Consider the following 19126-nt stretch of genomic DNA (forward strand, 5'->3'; position numbering starts at 1 on the left):
AATTTAAAAAAATTATTAAGATTATGTTTACAAAAAAATCAGCGTTATCTTTAGAAATTAATTCTAAAGCACAGCACCTGCCTATTGCAGGCAGGCACAGCACACAGCACACGAATAAAGATTGCGCAATGCATTGCAATATTATGGATGGATGCCTACGTGGAGTAAATTTACAAAATGCTGACTTACCTGCGCAGGGTGTGCCGGGCACAGGGCAATTTGATGGCATACCATGGGATAACCAATGGCTCAATATGGGCAATGCAGGTATGAGGGTGAATGGGACTAATTTTAATTTAGCTTCAATTAATTGGTATCACAAAAACAACACTGCATTTGCTAACCCTTACTATCCGGGGAATATTGCAAATGTTGTTACACCTTGGAGCAATCAAACAGGCGCAAATAATTGTGTAGTATGGATTGCAAATAATGACAGTGATAGGATAGAAGATGAGGTACTTGATGTAGTAGATGGCAGTGGCCAAAATAATAATGGTAGTGATGGCGATGCTTATTATAGGGACGACTTTGCATACCGCCAATTGCGCGAAAATGGTGCTATATTAGACAGCCTAAGCGCAAACTTTGCCGAGCGTATTCAATTTTTGAATGAGCAAAGTAATACTGCCATTGGCAAGTTTTATAACGTAATATCCCATTTGCAAAAAGATGAATTAGCTATGGCTGCAACATTGCTAAATTCAATAGTACCCGCCAATACAATTGAAGATAATTTATACCAAACATTGTTTATTTACATGCACACTTTTGCAATGGATATTGAACTCAATTCTACTCAAATAAGTATATTAGAATCAATTGCCCAACAAACAACAAATGCAGGTGGGCCAGGAGTTTATAATGCGCGAGCAATGATAGGTTGGGAACAAGATGATGGACCTGGAGTATTGAGAATGTTGAATATAGACAACACAGTGGATGTAGCACTGAATGTTGCTGTGCATCCCAATTTTTATCCTAATCCATCAACTGGAAAAATAACATTGCCTTATATTATTAATGAGAATGAAATAATAGACGTGAAAATAGTTGATGTATTAGGCAGAATAATTTATTCAAGGCATTACAATTATGAGCAAGAAATATTAGTTGATATGAATAAATATGAAAAAGGTATTTATACAATAAGTGTTTCACTTAATACACAACCTTGGTTTACTTCAAGAATTACTTTGTTAAAATAATTTTTAATTTAAAGGAGGTAGTATTTGCTACCTCCTTTTTTATTTTAATAATAAAAATGAGAAATATTTTTTTATTCCTTTTAGTAATTGTTCATTTGAATCTTAACGCTCAGAAATGCAACAATAATTGGTGTTTTGGGGATAGTGCTGGTATAAATTTTGACAATACAATAAATCCGCAAACATTTAACTGTGCAGCAAAATCAAGAGGCAGTTGTTGTTCTGTTTCTGACAGTCTTGGTAATTTGTTATTTTATGCTTTTACCCGTGCAGCGATGGCACTAAAATCAACCCGAATATTTAATGCACAAAATAACATAATGGTAAATGGTGATACAATAGTAGGCGAAGGATGGTATCAAGAGTTAGTTATTGTTCCAAATCCTATTGATAAAAACCAGTATTACTTATTTTCTATATCCGTTACAGGCACTTCTGGTTACGGCCTGTATTACTCCACCATAGACATGAGCCTTAACAATGGCTTAGGAGAAGTAACACAAAAAAATGTGCAATTAAATTCACTTGTAGCTACTGATTGCCTTAATGCGGTTAAACATGGCAACGGCAAAGATTGGTGGATAATTTTTCGGTCAGCAAAGGATACCCAGAACCCTAACAATAAATTTTGGGTTTATCTTATCGACAGTAACGGAATAAGTACACCCTCTGTTCAACAACAAGGGATAAATTTAAACTATCATTCATTAGGTAATTTAGAATTTAGTAAAAGCGGGGATAAATTTTGCCATGTGATGGCCGGAGACAGAATAGAAACTTATAATTTTGATAGATGTACTGGGATCATTACTGTAGATAAAACTATCGACACATTAAATTTTCAAAATCTACAATATCAATATTATATTTCGGTTCAGTTTTCTCCATCAGGGAGATACTTGTATGTTGGTCAAATTGATACCACATCCTATTTGCTTCAATTTGATTTGCAAGCAACAAATATAAAAGCAAGTAGAGTTATTATTGACTCCTTTCCATTTCCTGACTACTGTGTAGGCAAAGTTAAACTTGCACCTGATGGCAAAATATATTTGAGCAACTGGTATAATGATGGCTTGAATTTCCCATACCCTTATCCTGATACCACCTACAACATATACAATACTTACCTAAGCGTAATAAACGACCCCGATAGTGGGGCTAAAATGCAACTTTACACCATATAGTTTTTACCTTGGTGGCAATAGAACTTACTTGGGTTTGCCCAATAATCCTGATTATGATTTGCCGGGAGATAGCGCTTGTATATATGCTAACCTCACCCCCGGCCCTTCTCCACATGGAGAGGGGAGAATACAATGCACGTACATTTCGGCTTGGGAGAAGTTGTTTGTTAATGCAAGTAGATTGAATGGGAAGAATGTAACAGTAAGTGTTTATGATGGCAGGGGAAGTTTGATGTTTGAAGTTCAAAGTTTGAAGAGTAACGCAGGGTATTTTACTTTGGATGTGGATTGTGGTGGTTGGAGTGATGGGTTGTATATTGTAAACTTGAATACAGAAAAAGAAATGTTGGGTACCAAGTTTATTAAAAATTAATAAAAAGAGTGCAATTAATCTTGCCAGTTTTATTATAGCGTTACCTGCTTAGCGAAGCGTTGATGTTGCAACACTAAATTAAAAAAACCTAATGTAAATCAAATTACAAAATGGTTACATTTGGCATTCAAAATTTTTATTAAAAAAAATCCTAATGAGATATAATCCAATTCCATTTGAATTATTTGCAGATAACCGCAGACGCTTTGCTGCTGAACTACAACCGGGCGCCCTTGCTGTTTTTAACAGCAACGATATACTACCTACCAATGCCGATGGCAGCATGCCTTTCAGGCAAAACAATGATTTGTTTTACTTATCAGGTATCGATCAGGAAGAAAGCATTCTATGCATTTTTCCAGATTGTGCAGATGAGAAACATCGCGAAGTATTATTCTTAAAAGAAACCAGCGAAACCATTGCTATATGGGAAGGTGCCAAACATACCAAGGATAGCGCATGGCGCGCTTCCGGAATAAAAACGGTTTATTGGTTACAGGATTTTAAACGCATTTTTAAGGCATTAGCTTGCGAGGCCACGTGCATATATCTGAACTCGAATGAGCACTTGAGGGCCAGCATTGAAACCGAAACCCGCGATTCGCGCTTCATAAAATTTATAAAAGAAAACTATCCACTTCATATCCTATATCGCAGTGCTCCTATTTTACATGCACTGCGCAGTATCAAATCTTCCATCGAGATTGATTTGTTGCAAACCGCCATTGACATTACTGAAAAAGGTTTCAGAAGAGTGGCGCAATTTGTGAAACCTGGCGTACAGGAGTATGAAATCGAAGCCGAATTTGCTCACGAATTTTTGTGCAACCGCTCAAGAGGTTTTGCTTACACACCCATTATAGCTAGTGGTTTTAATGCTTGCGTTTTACATTACATCGAAAATGAAAAAGAATGCAAGGATGGCGATGTGATTCTGCTGGATGTTGGTGCAGAGTATGCTAACTATGATGCAGATATGACACGTTGCCTGCCGTAAATGGCACATTTACCAAACGCCAGAAAGATGTGTACAATGCCGTGCTGCATGTGATGCAACATGCAAAAAAATTACTGCGTCCGGGAACCATGCTTGCAGACTATCACAGAGAAGTAGGTAAATTAATGGAAGAGCAATTGTTGAAACTAAAATTAATTACGCAAGAGGAGATAAAAAATCAAAATCCCGATTGGCCTGCTTATAAAAAATATTTTATGCACGGCACATCGCACTTCCTTGGTTTGGATGTGCACGATGTAGGTTTGTGGCATAAGCCCATACAACCCGGCATGGTATTTACTTGCGAACCCGGTATTTATATCCGCGAAGAAAACCTCGGCATTCGCCTTGAAAATAATATTCTTGTTACTATGGGCGAACCTCACGACTTATTTAAGAATATTCCGGTAGAGGCAGATGAGATAGAGGCACTAATGAAAAAATAAGTAGAGAAAAATAAGCAGGTTGCTTAATCATTCGATTCGTTTATCACTAACCTTAATTGATCAATGCGGTTGTTTTTTACCGATTGTATAGTAATGGTAAATCTATTTATATAAATAACTTCGTTTACTGTAGGAATAGATTCGTGATGATGTATAATGAAACCACCCAGGGTATCATAGTCTCCATACGGCAGATTAATGCGATAAGTAGTGTTGAGGTAATGTATTTCATGGCGTCCGCTTAGTATATACTCTGTTTCAGAAATTTGCTTTTCAGTTAAGAATTCTACATCGTGCTCATCATCTATCTCACCAAAAATTTCTTCAATAATATCTTCTACGGTAACCATGCCAGAGGTAAGGCCATGTTCATCTACAACTACGGCAACGCTTTTGCGTTGCTGGGTAAATAAGGTCATCAATTCACGTGCATGCATCGACTCAGGGATCACGGCAATAGGCATAAGAACATTACTAATGTTTTGAGGCCGCTTAAACATTTCGAAACTATGTACGAAACCAATAATGTAATCGATACTTTCTTTAAAAATTAATACCTTGGATAAGCCGGTGCTAATAAATTTTTCGCGAAGCGTGTCTATACTTTCTTCTATGTCTATGGCAATAATTTCGGTACGTGGTACCATGCACTCGCGCACACGCAAACGGTCAAAATCAAGTGCATTTTGAAACATTTGTATTTCGGAATTAAATTCGCTCTTATGCGATGAGGGTGATGCATTAAGTTCAGTGATGTATTTATCCAAATCGAGTCGTCCGAAAATAGGTTTATCTTCAACAAAATCAGTTTTAAATAAAAGTTTAAGTATCAGGTGTGAAAGCTTTAATATAATCCACACCAACGGAAACATAATAACATGAATAATAAATATGATGTAGGCAAAAAAGTTTAGTATCTGATTCGGATTGATTCGAAAGAGTACTTTGGGAATAAACTCTCCGGCTATCAGCATAACTAGTGTACTGGCAAATGTTTGTAACAATAAAATAATTACCCCTTTAGTATAAGCAACCGGTAAGAATGCTGAAAATAAATTTTTGAGGGCATCGTCCATGTAATTACCATAAATTACTAGAGCCAAATTTACTCCCAACAGAATGGTAATAATAAAGCGGCTTGGCGATTTAATAAAATAAGAAAGAATGCGTGCCGAAAGGCTGCCTTGCTTATTATCTAATTCGATGCGAAATTTATTGGCACTCAGATAGGCAATTTCTATTCCTGAAAAAAATGCAGATACCAATAAGGTGCTTAAAATGATTAGAGTAGTATCCATTAATAAGATTAACGGCACGAATATATACAAAAGATGGGATGTTACAGGAATTAGCTTGATATGATCAAAGTGCAAAAAAGTTTTTTCATGCTCTTTCTGCATTATGAATGGTCTTTTCTGAACAAGAAATTGATAAAAAAAAGGCTGACTAACATAACCTGCAAGGGATATTGGATTATCAATAGGTTTACTTTTGGCACAACCCAACAAAGACATATGCCCGACAAGCAGGCACCTTCTTAAACTTTCATTTCTAATGCATTGACAGTATGTTCTGTTCAAATTTATTTGATAAACACTTTTAATAACCTAATCAAAAATAGAAGTTTGTGCAGGATATTGATTAAGAATTCCAAATGCATTAACATATATACCATTTCTATTTGAATTATAAAATTACATTGTATTATATTTGCACCATGAAAAAGATAGTAGCAGTTATTATACTTTTAGTTTTAAGCATTGCACAAGTGTACAGTCAATGTGCTATGTGCCGTGCCAATGTTGAGTCTAATATGAAAAGCGGAGAGAACAGTATTGGTGCCGGATTGAACTCTGGAATTTTATTTTTAATGGCTATCCCATATCTACTTGCTGCAGTTGGTTTTGGTATATGGTTCTACCACCGCAGACGCAATCGATTATCCCTACTAAATCTTGCCAGGCAAAATAACTAGGTCACTACTTTTATTAGGCAGCAATCTGGTTTCTATAACTATTCTTTTACTAATTGCCTTACTATTCATTTTTATTTTTTTCATTTGTGCTCATCCTTTAAATATAAACCATCAAATAAATCATGTGGCTTCTTTATTATGCAGGAATGCAATGCTATGGCTTAGCCATATATTTTGCTTCCTTTTTTAATGCTAAAGCCAAAGCCTGGATTACAGGTCGAAAAAACTTATTAGACAACATTGCCTCACAACTTAAAAGTGGTGAAGAACGCATATGGTTGCATTGCAGCAGCCTGGGCGAGTTTGAGCAAGGCAAGCCTTTAATCGAACGATTGCGTGCCGAGTACCCTCACTATAAAATTGTACTTACATTTTTTTCGCCATCGGGATATAATCAAAAAAGAAATGACCCTTCGGTTGATTACGTGTTTTACATTCCTTTGGATGGGCCCGCTGTTTCAAAAAAATTTATAAAACTGATAAAACCTCGCTTAGCATTTTTTGTGAAATATGAATTTTGGCATTTTTATATTTTCTATTTAAAAAAATACAAAGTTCCCTCGTTTGCTTTTTCAAGCAATTTCAGACCCTCGCAAATTTATTTTAAGTGGTACGGATTTTTTTTCAAAAAAATTCTTCAACGGCTAACACATATTTTTGTACAAAATCAAGATTCGCTTGCGTTGCTTTACAAACACAATATTTCAAATGTAACGGTTAGCGGAGATACCCGTTTCGACCGGGTGGTGGCAAATGCCAACCAATCAAACAGGTTGCATGCCATTGAAGATTTTATTCAAAATAAACAAACATTGGTGGCCGGCAGCACTTGGCCGGCAGATATGGAACTACTTACCCGGCTGATTAATGAATGTAATGATGATTATAAATTTATTATCGCCCCTCATGAAATTGACGAAAGTAAGTTACAACTACTCGAGCAAAAATTTACAAAAACCTGTGTACGCTATTCGAGGTTTGATGCAAGTATGTCCAACAATCAGGTATTGATAATTGACAATATTGGCATGCTTTCAGCTTTATACCGCTATGCTACATTGGTTTATGTAGGTGGTGGTTTTGGTAACGGAATTCATAATATTCTCGAAGCAGTAGTGTTTGGCAAACCAGTCATAATTGGCCCACGATACAAACACTTTTCGGAAGCAAATGAACTAGTAAAACTAAAAGGAGCTTTTAGCATATCAACTTATAACGATTTGAAAAAAATATTCGATGCGTTAAAGTTTGACTACGATGCATTGCAACAAATTTCTTCCATCAATAAAAAATATATTGAGGATAAAAAAGGAGCTACCACTATCATCAGTAATTATCTAAAGCTAAACGGATATTAATCCATCGCTATATTGGTTCTGGTAAAGTGCGAGGATAAATTATTCTTCCTTCTTTTTTGCTGCTCTTGGTTTTTTGGGCTTTTCTGCTGTGGCTGTATCATCGGATAATTCATCCGAATCTTTCTTTTTTCTGGTCTTCTTAGGAGCAGCTTCTTCTATAGTTTCGGTTGTTGCAAGTTGCGGATCCTGGGTTTGAGCAGTAACGTCTGAAGCAACTTCTTCTTCTGTTGAAACCTCTTCCTCTTTAAGCAGTTCATCTATATTATCACGGTTGCGAAGTATCTGATACCATTGCACCAGTTTTTTAATATCCGATGCATAAATGCGTTCGCTGTCATTATCTACAAATACTTTGTTCAGGAATGCTTTTAATTCGGCCGCCTCAGCTTTTGGATTTACGGCAGCAACTTCTGCATCCATACCACGCATGCTAGTAAATATTTCGCGTAACCTCTTATCTTCAGTTTTGCCATACATGGTCACATCTTCCAGTATAGAAATTTTTGAAACGATGAAACAGCCTGACGTTTGCAATCAACCAACGACTCAACAATAAATCCATTTTTAGTTTGTGCAACCACTTGATATAATCCGGGCATTCCCGATATCGACATTATCTTTTTTAAACTCATGATAAATAATTAAAAAATAAACAAAACATTTTTGAGAGGGCGAAATAATAATAATAATGTAGATTTTACAAAAGAGGTTAATTTTAAAGATTTAGCGCCTGTATCAACACAGAAAAATGAATTACAGAAAAGTTTGGCTATCAACTTCAGCGCTTTCAGAAAAGAGCGTCTTATTTTTTTTTGCAAAATCATACATAGCGTATAGCACCGCCACCGTTGTTACTGCTGATGCAATAACCCAAATCAGGTCACCGGGCTGTGTACCTACGGTATCGAATATACTGCTGCTATTTCCCGATTTATCCTTCTTGAATAAAAAAAAAGCAATTAACACGGCAGAGGCATTGTTAACAAAATGGGCAATAATGGGGACCCATATACTACGGCCATACTCCATAAGCCAACCGAGCATGAGGCCTAATAAAAGGCGGGGCAAAAAACCATAAAACTGCATATGTATGGCACTAAAGATAAACGCAGTGATAAAAATGCTGATAAACCTTTTTCGAAAAATCGTATTAAGTGATTGTTGTATGCATCCTCTAAAAAATAATTCTTCGCCAATAGCCGGTATGAGCGCCACAGTTACCAGGTTAATAACAAGACCAGCGACTGAGGTATCAGACAAAAATGCATGCGTAATTGCTGCTACCTCATCTTCACTATGACGAATAAAATTTTCAAGTGCTCGTAAGCTTTCAGGGAGATTTAATTGCTGGTTCAGAAATAAAAGGTAATTGACCAAAGGCACAACCATGAAAGAACAAAGGATAGCAGCAGTAATCATTACCGGCATAATGCCTGTATTTAATTTAAGAAATGCGCATGGCCTTTTGTTTAAGAAAAAAACGCCAGCCAAACTACCTACAATAAATCCGCTAGTGGCCAAGGCCAGTTGCATCCATCGCACTAAATTTCTCGATTGGGGATTATTAAAATCCTTTAATGCAGTTGCTTCTAGAAATGGATTAATGCCATAAATAAGCTGAATAATAAAACCCGCCACCAGGCTACCTGCTATGGTAAATGAAAAAAACATGGTGAAATAAAACACCAGTTTAAAACTTACAGGCATAAAATGTAATCGTCCCGGAGCTAGCATACTTAAATAAAATGGAGCGCGAATATAGAAGATAAAGAGTCAGTAAAGATTTAAATTTTGAATTTACATTAATCGTGTTTTTTATTATCAATGCATGTTTTGATGGCCTTAGCAGCGCTACCGTTAAGGCAATTGATTTTATCAACGGAGCTTGTTTTGTGGAATATAATATGTCTTTAAATGGAAAATTTGCTCTAAGAAAAGAGCTAGATAAATCTTAAACAGTTCGCTAAATTTAAACCAGAATCCCAATTAAACAGCCGTAAGTTTTATTAATTGCAGGGGTATGATATATTTGCCGCCCCAAACAAAAATAAAAACCAATAAATGAAAAATACTGCCTTTACCGATATTCATATAAGCCTTGGTGCCAAAATGGTACCTTTTGCAGGCTATAACATGCCTGTGCAATATGAGGGCATAAACGCAGAACATCTTGCAGTGCGCAATAGTGTAGGCATTTTTGATGTTTCGCACATGGGCGAGTTTATCCTAAAGGGAGAACACGCCTTTGATTTGCTTCAATATGCAACATCCAACGATGTAAGCAAACTCGAAGATGGCAAAGTACAGTACTCCTGCCTGCCCAATGCTATGGGCGGCATTGTGGATGACTTATTGGTATACCGTATAGATAGTAAAACATATATGGTGGTAGTTAATGCCAGTAATATTGAAAAAGATTGGAATCATCTGCAATCGCTAAACAAATGGAATGTAGAGATGCACAACATAAGCGACAAAACATCGCTGCTTGCAGTGCAGGGCCCCAATGCCATCAAGCTTTTACAAAAGCTTACCGAAATGGATCTTTACAACATTCCTTACTACCACTTCAGCAAGGGAATTATTTGCGGCCTCGAAAACATTCTTATTTCAAACACGGGTTATACCGGAGCCGGGGGCTTCGAAGTATATTTTGACAATGCACATGCCTCAACTATATGGAATGCCATTATAGAAGCCGGTGCAGAATATAACATAAAACCGTGTGGTCTTGGCTGTCGCGATACGCTACGATTAGAAATGGGATTTTGCCTCTATGGTAATGACATAGATGATACTACATCACCTATTGAAGCCGGTTTGGGCTGGATTACTAAATTTACCAAAACCTTTGTAAACAGCGAATCACTACAGAAGCAAAAACAAGCAGGTGTTGATAAAAAATTGGTCGGATTTGAAATGATTGATAAAGGTATTCCGCGCCACAATTACGAAATATATAACGGTGCAGGCGACTTAATAGGTCGTGTAACCTCGGGCACACAATCGCCTGTATTGCAAAAAGCCATTGGTATGGGTTATGTTACTCCCGCTTTTGTAATGCAAGGAAGCGAAATCTTTATTGCCGTGCGCGATAAAAAACTAAAAGCAATGGTAACCAAAATTCCATTTTTAGCCGGTTAATTTTTTAATAAAATTCAAAATCGTATGCATAGACCAGTCTTAGATGTTTGCCTTACTCCAGCGCTGTTTCCTCTTATGCAATCAGACGATGCCATTGTAGTGGTTATCGATATATTGCGAGCTACGAGTAGCATGTGTATAGCCTTTGAATATGGTGCAACAGAAATTATTCCTGTGCGCACGGTAGAAGAAAGCCTTGCCTACAAAGCCAAGGGATACCTTATTGGAGCTGAGCGTCATGGCGAAAAAATTGAAGGCTTCGATTTGGGCAACTCTCCATTTAGCTATATGGAGGACAGGATAAAAGGAAGTAAAATTGCCTTAACCACTACCAACGGCACACAGGCTATTAATGCTGCAAAAAATGCAGCCGGAGTAGTGATAGGCAGTTTTTTAAATGTGGATGCACTATGCGATTATTTACTTCAACAAAATAAAAAGGTAATTTGCTTATGCTCAGGATGGAAAAACAGTTTTAACCTCGAAGACACCTTGCTAGCAGGATGTGTGGTCGAAAAACTGCATTCCCATTTTGGTCAGAGTGATATGCGCGATGCAGCTATAGCTGCTCGCCATTTGTACAACATGGCTAAAGGAGACCTGTACGCCTTTCTCGACAATTCATCGCACCGTAAGCGTTTGGCTAACTTGCATATTGAAGATGATGTACGATATTGCCTGCAAACTGGAATGACAAGCAAAGTACCTTTCCTTGATCAGCAAAAACTTATTTGTTGCTGACAAAAAAAAATGGTAACGAAACAATAAACTTACTGCTTAACAGTTTATTAATTACAAATCGAAAGCTTATTGGTAGTCATTAACCTTTTGCAAAGCAAGAACAAATTTGAATTATTACATTCCAATGTTATTTGTTAATTTAGTTTATATTTGCGCTCCGCTTTCACCATTTGATAATCTATATAGTAGTTAAAAGAAATTGTCCGATTGAGAAAACAATCGTTTATAAAACAGAAATAAAAAAACTATGAATTCGTTGAAGAAAAAAATCTGGTTGGGTATATGTATTGCCATGTTTACTAAAGGCAGTTTTGCTCAAAGCAGCACACTTACTACCAGCCAGTTAACAGGCCAGATAAACACCATTACAACAGCAGTTCCCTTTTTATTGATAGGCCCCGACTCGCGAGCCGGTGGTATGGGAGAAGTAGGTGCAGCTTCTACTCCCGATATCAATTCTATCCACTGGAATCCTGCCAAACTTTCTTTTGCTAAGCAAAAAGCAGGTTTTGGAATTAGCTATACCCCATGGTTGCGTCAATTGGTACCTGACATCACCCTTGGCTACTTAAGTGGCTATAAGCAGATAGACGAAAATCAGGCACTTGCTGCTTCGCTTCTATATTTTTCGCTTGGCAACATTACCTTTACCGATATAGTTGGAAATGTTACGGGCCAGTTTAATCCTAATGAATTTGCTGTAGATGTTGCCTACTCACGCAAACTTAGTGAGTATTTTTCGGGAGGGGTATCATTGCGCTATGTTAATTCAAATCTAACCGGAGGTATCGAAGTGCAAGGCACACAGACCCGTCCGGGGCGCACCATGGCAGCAGATTTAAGTGGCTATTATGAAAAGGAAACCGATTTGGGCAAAAAAGATGGAACGCTCGCCTTTGGATTTAATATCAGTAATATAGGCGGAAAAATATCGTATAGCGAAACCGGCACAAAAGATTTTATTCCTATCAATTTGCGCCTGGGAGGTGCCCTGCGTGTGAACATTAATGAGTTTAACGAAGTTGGATTTATGCTCGATTTCAACAAGCTATTAGTTCCTACACCACCAATATACTCTGATACAGGATCTGGTTCGGCACAAATTGTTGCTGGTAAAGATCCAAACCGTAGTGTTGCTTCGGGCATATTTGGCTCCTTTAGCGATGCCCCGGGAGGATTTAAAGAAGAAATGAATGAAATTAATATCAGTACAGGATTTGAGTATTGGTACGATAAACAATTTGCATTTCGTGCAGGATACTTTTACGAGCATAAGTTAAAAGGTAACCGCAGATTTTTTACACTTGGTGCAGGATTAAAGTACAATATATTCGGACTAGATTTCGCTTACCTGATTCCAACACAACAACGTCATCCGCTAGAGAACACATTACGTTTTTCATTATTGTTTGATTTAGGAGTGAAAAAAGCCAAGAAAGAAGACACCAGCGAGTAATTTATAAAGCCTAATAAAATTTAAAACCTGCATCATAAAATTATTGGTGCAGGTTTTTTTTATGACCATCAGCTATCTAATTATATATATGGAAAACAATACATTAAGTCGTATGCATTTAATAAGATCAATACTTGTCAAATTCTTTGTTAGCTTTACGAATTCTATCTATAAACTAATTAATTTTGAAAAAGGACATCAAACAAAATGGTAGAACACTTACAGGGGCAATCTTAGTTGCTCTTAGTTTAATTTCAAACGTGATGGTTGCACAATTTCAGCCAGCAACAATTAATGAAACTAATTACCCGATTATCCAACAGGCTAATTCCAGCCGCACGGGAAATGACATTCAATCTGAAACTATAGAAGGTACGAAGTATGAAATGGCAGTAACAGTATGGGAAGCAACAAATGGGCAAGGCTTGGGATATACTTTTACAAACTTAACTACTTCAACCGTAATTTCTGGAATTGCTCCATTGCCAGTAAATACTAGCTTTTCCACTCCAGATGTATGTTTAATGCAACGTAATAATAATTGGCATGCGCTTGTTGCATATACTGAAGGGTTTCCATCATTTGGTCATTTAATGATTTTAAAGTTTGATATCATTACTCATGTGTGGACTCATGTGTCCACAACACAGTTGGGTCCTGTTGTATCTACTATAAATATTGATAGTGACCAACACGAGCATTTTTTTATAGTGTGGGATGAGAACCTAAACCCCAATATAGTGGTAAAAGGTGCTGCAGGTGCATTTAATGCGGTATCCAACACAGTCGTAGTGTGCATGACTAATTATCAATTTCCTCAATTTAAAGATGCTAATGGAAATTTAGTTCAATATCCATATTTACGACCAGATGTATCCGTTATGGATTTACCTATATCTAATAACAATCCTGGGCAAGTTAAAATTACCTTTGAAGGAGGTCAATGTTTAAGCGAGCCAACTGCCATACAATCACTTTGAATCTCACAAGAAATGAAATTTGATAAATTTGGGATGTGCGTATTTACTCCTATGCCGGATGTATTACAGTACATCACCTTTGCATTGCCAGCGTACTGGTGTCAGTTTGCAAATCCTCGTATAGCATGTAATAGACGAAATGGCAACTTTAATAATTTGCAAGAAGGATTTACAGTAGTTTATGAGAAACATAATTACCTTAATAATCCACAATCATTTGATATTGCAGGGGTAACTTGTTTTTATGATTATGCTACCAACTTCCCAAACCCTAATCCTATTGTTACTTTTACAGAAAATAATTATACAGATGGATTGTCTGAGTTTTTTCTAAGTCAATCTCAACAATTTCTTCCCGATATTAACTCAAATGCGAATTTAAATCCTTTTTTCATAATAAATCATAATCCAGTAGTATCATATGAAAGAAAAAGTGGTTCAACCAATCCAAACGATTTACAAATAATGTGTATTGCATTTGTGCATCACTTAAGCAGTACCCAAAATATTGTTGCATCCTTTTACGCTCATAATTCAAATGGGCGACCTTTTACACGAGATGTGGGTTTTACACCTAATTATAATTTTTATCGGGTATCAACTGCAATAAATGACAACACTGACGCCATTTCGGTATCAGGTGAATTAAGTGAAAAGTTTATGTATTCATTTGCTAATGAAACTCAGTTTACAATCTGCCATAAAGAAGTACTTTCATTTGAACATTTGAAACATGGCCATTTTGTTGGCAATAATACTGGATTACCTATATCGAGCGAGATGTTGTATGATAATTTTACACCAATGTTTTTCAACGAAATAGCAGGAGATGTGGCATGGATTGATATACAGGGCAAACTGCTTTGCAATAATGTTGCAGATTTAAGTGCGACCAAGGAAAGAATAGAACCTGGTATATCATTTTTAAGTTTTCTCAATAGAGATGGCCTTTCACAAAAGGTTAAACTCATCAAATTATGAAAAAAATAGTTTGGGGCAGTATTATGATATGCTGCTATATATTGCCATGCAACATTTTAGCCCAAGTACCTATTTTAGTAAAAGAATGGGAAGTAATGCTTGGCAGCCAAGGGGAAGAGTTAAATATTGGTCCTCAATATATGATGCAAGATAAAAATGGTGATGTCTATATTATGTCCACGAGCCTATCAAACGCGGCATCAGGTAATAAAACCGATCCAAATTGCTATATTCAGGATTCCATTGCAATTACTGATATGTGGCTGGTAAAGATAGACACAAATGGAAACATACTTTGGAATCGGACCCTTGGTGGAGAATTAGGCGAACATGCCAATTGTATAATGTTAAATAGTGCAAAAGATAAGATTATAGTAACTGGTGGTTCTAATTCGGATATGAGTTGCGAAAAAACTCAGAACCGCTATGACTCTAAGGGCGATACATGGACATTAGAATTAGATTTGGATAGTAATATTATCTGGGACAAACGATATGGCAGTAAATCATTTGATGTGTTCTACAATGGGGCAACAGCACCAGACGGAAGCGTATTAATTGGAGGATTTTCAAATGCGTATGCTCCTAACAAAGACGTATCTGATAGTGCCATAGGAATTCTCGAGGATATTTGGCTTGTAAAAATTGATAGTGCAGGCAATAAAATTTGGGATCAAAAATATGGGAGTTTCTATTCGGAGTTTCCCTATGAAGTTATTGCACTATCAAATGAACAGTATCTTTTACTTAATTACACGAATGGACAAAAATCGGGTGATGTAAGCGACTCTTCATTTTCTTCAAAATTTGACCCCAGTTATTTTAAAGGTGATAATTGGCTATTAAAAATTGATTCTTCCGGGAAAAAAATTTGGGATAAAAGATATGGATGTTTAAAAGCAGAAGACCATCCAAATTGTGGCATGATGAATTCGGACGGAGAAGTAGTAATAGGGGCATCGTTAGGTTTGTCTTCCCTTAACGGTAATTTCTACCCATGCAATGATGGAGTAGCTGATACGACACCCCGTGGCGCATTTAATGCATGGCTTTACAAAATAGACACTTCTGATGGACACATTATTAAAGAAAAAAGATTTGGTGGAGAGCTAAATGATGCAATCATGCAAATAATTGAATTGAACGATAAAGGATACTTGATTGCTTTAAAATCAAATTCAAATGCAAGTTTTGAAAAAAGCGAAAATCGCATAGGCACCAATCTGCAGAACACAAATAATTATGATATATGGTTGGTCCGTATGGACTCAGCATTTAATATATTGTGGGATAAAACACTTGGAACCGATGGGTATGATGATACACCAAATATTATTGCCTTGTCTGACAGCACTTTTATTTTAGCTGCTAAAATCAAGATCAACAACAATGATGTTGGTATACCTATGTTTGATACTGCAAACTATGCATTGGGTTGGCCTCGTGGCGACATCTGGGTTGCCAAATGGTTTATCGCTAATCCCGCACAGGTAGATGAGCTAAACCTTGCAAGTATTAATCTATATCCAAATCCTGCTTTGGATTTATTGTATATTACACTTCAAAATCCAAAAAACAAAAATTATCAAATACAGATACATGATATGCATGGGCGAAAAATGGAGCAAAAGTCAATTTCATTTTCTAAATCAAACTCCATTATGATTGAAACTCAGAATTGGCCACCAGGTGTATATGTTGTAAATATTGAAAGTGTAAGTAAAAAGGTAGTGAAGTTGTAAGTTCTTTGCCGGTGATCCTATAGGTTGCACTTGTCTCTCAACTTATTCATATGTAAAACTAAGTTGAATAATATTTACTTTGATTAAAAGAACCTTGAAAGAAGACACCAGCGAGTAATTTATATAGCTTAATAATATTTAAAACCTGCATCATAAAATTATTGGTGCAGGTTTTTTTTATGATTTAAACATTTGTAAAAGAGCAAGTAGAGCACCGATGAAACCACTGGTAAACAATTACATATAAATGTTTTTGTTCCTAGTTTTATGCCAAGTCTGCCTCTAATTGACTCCAATTAAATTAATAATCTATATTTGCGCATCGTAGAAAATTGCTTGGTCAATTTTCAATCTATATAAATTTAATTTTGAATAAAAAGTACAAAATAGCAAGATGGGATGTGGAACGTGTGCAACCACAGGCGACCAAGGGTCGCCTGCAGGATGCAAAAACAATGGAACTTGCGGTACCAGCGGATGTAATAAACTAAACGTATATAATTGGCTGGCCGATATGGAACTGCCAACCGGACAAGAGCCTTTTTCGATAGTTGAAGTACGATTTAAAGGAAGCCGCAAGGAGTATTACCGTAATACCAATAATTTAGCCCTCAAAGAAGGGGATGTAGTAGCTGTAGAAGGCAATCCGGGACATGATATAGGAGTAGTGAGCCTGAAAGGCGAACTGGTTCGGATGCAAATGAAACGCAAACGGGTAGATGAATCATCGGCAGATGTAAAGACACTTTACCGTACCGCTAAAGAAGGCGACCTTGCCAAGTGGAATGAAGTAAAAGAAAAAGAACATGATACGATGCATGTAGCGCGAAAGGCAGCTCTTGAACTTGGCCTCTCAATGAAACTAAGCGATGTAGAATACCAAGGCGATGGCAAAAAGGCTACTTTTTTTTATACAGCCGATGATCGTGTTGATTTTCGCGAATTAATAAAACGCCTTGCCGATAAATTTAAAGTGCGCATAGAAATGCGTCAGATAGGAATGCGTCAGGAAGCAAGCCGCTTGGGTGGTATTGGTTCTTGCGGACGTGAATTGTGCTGTAGTACCTGGCTTACTGACTTTAAAGCGGTAACAACCTCAGCAGCACGATATCAAAACCTTTCGCTCAACCCACTTAAACTTGCAGGTCAGTGTGGTAAATTAAAATGCTGCCTCAATTATGAACTAGATAGTTACATAGATGCTATCAAAGATTTTCCAGACACCAATGTGGCACTGCACACCGAGCAAGGATTGGCTCGCCACATCAAGACTGATATATTCAGAGGAATTATGTGGTATGCCCAGGAAATAAAATTGGGAGGCGATGGCGAAGGCTCATCGTTTACCACTTTAGGCAAATGGATACCGATAAGTGTAGAGCGGGTAAAGGAACTTATTGCCATAAACAAATCGGGCAAAAAAATCAGTGATCTTGTAGAGGAGGCCGACTTTGAAGAAGAAGAATATACACCGGATTATGAAAATGTGGTAGGTCAGGATAGCATTACCCGGATGGATAAATTGAAAAAGAAAAAGAAAAAGAAGAGAAATCCGGAGCAAACGTCACGCTTTAAAGATACGAGGACAGAATCGAGTCCGGGACAATCATCGGTGCCAAGGCCACCACAAAATAAGCCCAAAGAAGGTGGAGAATTGAAACTTCCTGCCACTATAAAAAGTCCTGAAAGGCCCCAACAAGGCGGACCACCGCAACGAAATCAGCAACAAGGTAATAGAAACCGTCCACAGCAGCAACAGGAGCGTAGGCCACCACCTCAACCTGGTGCTAAACAAAACAATCCTGGCCAAAGTTCGCAAACACCTGCTGCAAATCATGCCAAGCCACAAACACCTCCGGCAAATCAGCCGAAGCCACAACAGCCGCCAAGGAATGAGCCCAGAACAACGCAACCTCCTAAGCCACAAGTGCAACAGCCGCCTCAACAGCCTAAGCCTGCAGCTAATCAGCCAACTAATAATCCTGCCAACAATAGCAGACAACGTATTATTCCACCCGATGCAGATAAAGAGTAAATGATTACATTTTTGAAAACTCAGTCGCGCTTTGTCTCTTGCTCCTTTGGAGTACTTATTATGAGCTTGTTTTTAATTTCGTGCGAAAAAGAATTATTATTTGAAACCTATGCACCCATTGCTGATAAAAGCTGGAGCGCAGACAAGCCGCTTGAATTTGCGGTTAAGGTTCTGAGCGACAGCAACACGTATAATATTTACCTTAATATCAGGAATTCGCACGATTACAAATTTTCGAACCTTTACCTGTTTTTGGAAACTACCTTGCCCAATGGCAACAGCGATATGGATACGATAGAGTGCGAACTTGCCGATTCGCATGGCCGATGGCTGGGAAGCGGACTGGGCGACTTACATGATAATCGAATCCTGTTTGCCGAAAATGTGCGCTTTAAATACAAGGGCACCTACAAATTTAAATTTACCCAAGGCATGCGTATCAATCCGCTTTATGGTATTTCGGATTTTGGCATGAGGATAGAAAAAAACAAATAATGGCAGAT

At 37.3% G+C, this 19126-nt stretch carries 17 protein-coding genes and 1 pseudogene; 14 read left to right on the forward strand and 4 right to left on the reverse strand.

The window, feature by feature from the left end; all coding sequences use genetic code 11:
- Window positions 1–23 precede the first annotated feature (23 nt).
- The 4 genes and pseudogenes from IPO27_14985 to IPO27_15000 all read left to right on the forward strand — a co-directional run bounded on the left by IPO27_14985 (window position 24) and on the right by IPO27_15000 (window position 4211).
- Window positions 24–1208, forward strand: coding sequence for a T9SS type A sorting domain-containing protein (locus IPO27_14985; protein MBK8847768.1), 1185 nt, complete (start codon window positions 24–26; stop codon window positions 1206–1208).
- Window positions 1209–1264: 56 nt separating this feature from the next.
- A complete protein-coding gene (locus IPO27_14990; GenBank protein ID MBK8847769.1) occupies window positions 1265–2395 on the forward strand; it encodes a hypothetical protein in 1131 nt (376 codons plus the stop codon).
- Window positions 2364–2768 carry a T9SS type A sorting domain-containing protein gene (locus IPO27_14995; GenBank protein ID MBK8847770.1) on the forward strand — a complete coding sequence of 135 codons (405 nt, stop codon included), beginning with the start codon at window positions 2364–2366 and terminating at the stop codon, window positions 2766–2768. Before IPO27_14990 ends, IPO27_14995 begins: the two co-directional genes overlap by 32 nt.
- 154 nt (window positions 2769–2922) lie before the next feature.
- Window positions 2923–4211 (forward strand): annotated as a pseudogene (locus IPO27_15000) (aminopeptidase P N-terminal domain-containing protein).
- 23 nt (window positions 4212–4234) lie between these two features.
- On the opposite strand, the gene IPO27_15005 reads toward IPO27_15000, so the two are convergent.
- Window positions 4235–5509 (reverse strand): HlyC/CorC family transporter, encoded by a 1275-nt coding sequence (locus IPO27_15005; GenBank protein ID MBK8847771.1) that lies wholly within the window; start codon window positions 5507–5509, stop codon window positions 4235–4237.
- A 419-nt stretch (window positions 5510–5928) separates the two neighbouring features.
- Between IPO27_15005 and IPO27_15010 the strand changes: the two genes are divergently transcribed.
- Window positions 5929–6186 carry a hypothetical protein gene (locus tag IPO27_15010; GenBank protein MBK8847772.1) on the forward strand — a complete coding sequence of 86 codons (258 nt, stop codon included), beginning with the start codon at window positions 5929–5931 and terminating at the stop codon, window positions 6184–6186.
- 122 nt (window positions 6187–6308) lie between these two features.
- Entirely contained in the window at window positions 6309–7544 is a 1236-nt protein-coding gene (locus IPO27_15015) for a 3-deoxy-D-manno-octulosonic acid transferase (protein MBK8847773.1), read from the forward strand.
- Between the two features lie 39 nt (window positions 7545–7583).
- On the opposite strand, the gene IPO27_15020 is transcribed toward IPO27_15015, so the two are convergent.
- From IPO27_15020 to IPO27_15030, 3 genes are all read right to left on the reverse strand, one after another.
- Window positions 7584–8021 carry a hypothetical protein gene (locus IPO27_15020; GenBank protein MBK8847774.1) on the reverse strand — a complete coding sequence of 146 codons (438 nt, stop codon included), beginning with the start codon at window positions 8019–8021 and terminating at the stop codon, window positions 7584–7586.
- A 2-nt stretch (window positions 8022–8023) separates the two neighbouring features.
- Entirely contained in the window at window positions 8024–8176 is a 153-nt protein-coding gene (locus IPO27_15025; GenBank protein MBK8847775.1) for a DUF5606 domain-containing protein, read from the reverse strand.
- Between the two features lie 121 nt (window positions 8177–8297).
- Window positions 8298–9278 (reverse strand): CPBP family intramembrane metalloprotease, encoded by a 981-nt coding sequence (locus IPO27_15030; GenBank protein MBK8847776.1) that lies wholly within the window; start codon window positions 9276–9278, stop codon window positions 8298–8300.
- A gap of 327 nt (window positions 9279–9605) precedes the next feature.
- On the opposite strand from IPO27_15030, the gene gcvT reads away from it, so the two are divergent.
- The 8 genes from gcvT (at window position 9606) to IPO27_15070 (ending at window position 19118) form a co-directional block, all read left to right on the forward strand.
- Window positions 9606–10688 (forward strand): glycine cleavage system aminomethyltransferase GcvT, encoded by a 1083-nt coding sequence (gcvT, locus tag IPO27_15035; GenBank protein MBK8847777.1) that lies wholly within the window; start codon window positions 9606–9608, stop codon window positions 10686–10688.
- A gap of 24 nt (window positions 10689–10712) precedes the next feature.
- Window positions 10713–11429: a 2-phosphosulfolactate phosphatase gene (locus IPO27_15040; protein MBK8847778.1), complete on the forward strand. Its 717-nt coding sequence runs from the start codon at window positions 10713–10715 to the stop codon at window positions 11427–11429.
- A 247-nt stretch (window positions 11430–11676) separates the two neighbouring features.
- A complete protein-coding gene (porV, locus tag IPO27_15045) occupies window positions 11677–12885 on the forward strand; it encodes a type IX secretion system outer membrane channel protein PorV (protein MBK8847779.1) in 1209 nt (402 codons plus the stop codon).
- 185 nt (window positions 12886–13070) lie between these two features.
- The gene (locus IPO27_15050; GenBank protein ID MBK8847780.1) at window positions 13071–13865 is read left to right on the forward strand and encodes a hypothetical protein; all 795 of its coding nucleotides are present in this window, start codon (window positions 13071–13073) and stop codon (window positions 13863–13865) included.
- Between the two features lie 12 nt (window positions 13866–13877).
- Entirely contained in the window at window positions 13878–14846 is a 969-nt protein-coding gene (locus IPO27_15055; GenBank protein ID MBK8847781.1) for a hypothetical protein, read from the forward strand.
- Window positions 14843–16588, forward strand: coding sequence for a T9SS type A sorting domain-containing protein (locus IPO27_15060; protein MBK8847782.1), 1746 nt, complete (start codon window positions 14843–14845; stop codon window positions 16586–16588). The genes IPO27_15055 and IPO27_15060 overlap by 4 nt, the downstream gene beginning before the upstream one ends.
- Before the next feature lie 394 nt (window positions 16589–16982).
- Window positions 16983–18623 carry a hypothetical protein gene (locus IPO27_15065; protein MBK8847783.1) on the forward strand — a complete coding sequence of 547 codons (1641 nt, stop codon included), beginning with the start codon at window positions 16983–16985 and terminating at the stop codon, window positions 18621–18623.
- On the forward strand, window positions 18624–19118 hold the full coding sequence (locus IPO27_15070) for a gliding motility lipoprotein GldH (GenBank protein MBK8847784.1): 495 nt from the start codon (window positions 18624–18626) through the stop codon (window positions 19116–19118). It begins immediately after the preceding gene.
- Window positions 19119–19126 lie beyond the last annotated feature (8 nt).

It is taken from the genome of Bacteroidota bacterium (assembly GCA_016714535.1).
Classification (GTDB): domain Bacteria; phylum Bacteroidota; class Bacteroidia; order AKYH767-A; family OLB10; genus JADKFV01.

Bases quoted from the DNA above. Each gene is read 5' to 3' on its own strand.
- IPO27_14985 (MBK8847768.1), top strand. From the start codon at position 24: ATGTTTACAAAAAAATCAGCGTTATCTTTAGAAATTAATTCTAAAGCA.
- IPO27_14990 (MBK8847769.1), top strand. From the start codon at position 1,265: ATGAGAAATATTTTTTTATTCCTTTTAGTAATTGTTCATTTGAATCTT.
- IPO27_15005 (MBK8847771.1), bottom strand. From the start codon at position 5,509: ATGGATACTACTCTAATCATTTTAAGCACCTTATTGGTATCTGCATTT.
- IPO27_15010 (MBK8847772.1), top strand. From the start codon at position 5,929: ATGAAAAAGATAGTAGCAGTTATTATACTTTTAGTTTTAAGCATTGCA.
- IPO27_15015 (MBK8847773.1), top strand. From the start codon at position 6,309: ATGTGGCTTCTTTATTATGCAGGAATGCAATGCTATGGCTTAGCCATA.
- IPO27_15020 (MBK8847774.1), bottom strand. From the start codon at position 8,021: ATGTATGGCAAAACTGAAGATAAGAGGTTACGCGAAATATTTACTAGC.
- IPO27_15025 (MBK8847775.1), bottom strand. From the start codon at position 8,176: ATGAGTTTAAAAAAGATAATGTCGATATCGGGAATGCCCGGATTATAT.
- IPO27_15030 (MBK8847776.1), bottom strand. From the start codon at position 9,278: ATGCTAGCTCCGGGACGATTACATTTTATGCCTGTAAGTTTTAAACTG.
- gcvT (MBK8847777.1), top strand. From the start codon at position 9,606: ATGAAAAATACTGCCTTTACCGATATTCATATAAGCCTTGGTGCCAAA.
- IPO27_15040 (MBK8847778.1), top strand. From the start codon at position 10,713: ATGCATAGACCAGTCTTAGATGTTTGCCTTACTCCAGCGCTGTTTCCT.
- porV (MBK8847779.1), top strand. From the start codon at position 11,677: ATGAATTCGTTGAAGAAAAAAATCTGGTTGGGTATATGTATTGCCATG.
- IPO27_15055 (MBK8847781.1), top strand. From the start codon at position 13,878: ATGAAATTTGATAAATTTGGGATGTGCGTATTTACTCCTATGCCGGAT.
- IPO27_15060 (MBK8847782.1), top strand. From the start codon at position 14,843: ATGAAAAAAATAGTTTGGGGCAGTATTATGATATGCTGCTATATATTG.
- IPO27_15065 (MBK8847783.1), top strand. From the start codon at position 16,983: ATGGGATGTGGAACGTGTGCAACCACAGGCGACCAAGGGTCGCCTGCA.
- IPO27_15070 (MBK8847784.1), top strand. From the start codon at position 18,624: ATGATTACATTTTTGAAAACTCAGTCGCGCTTTGTCTCTTGCTCCTTT.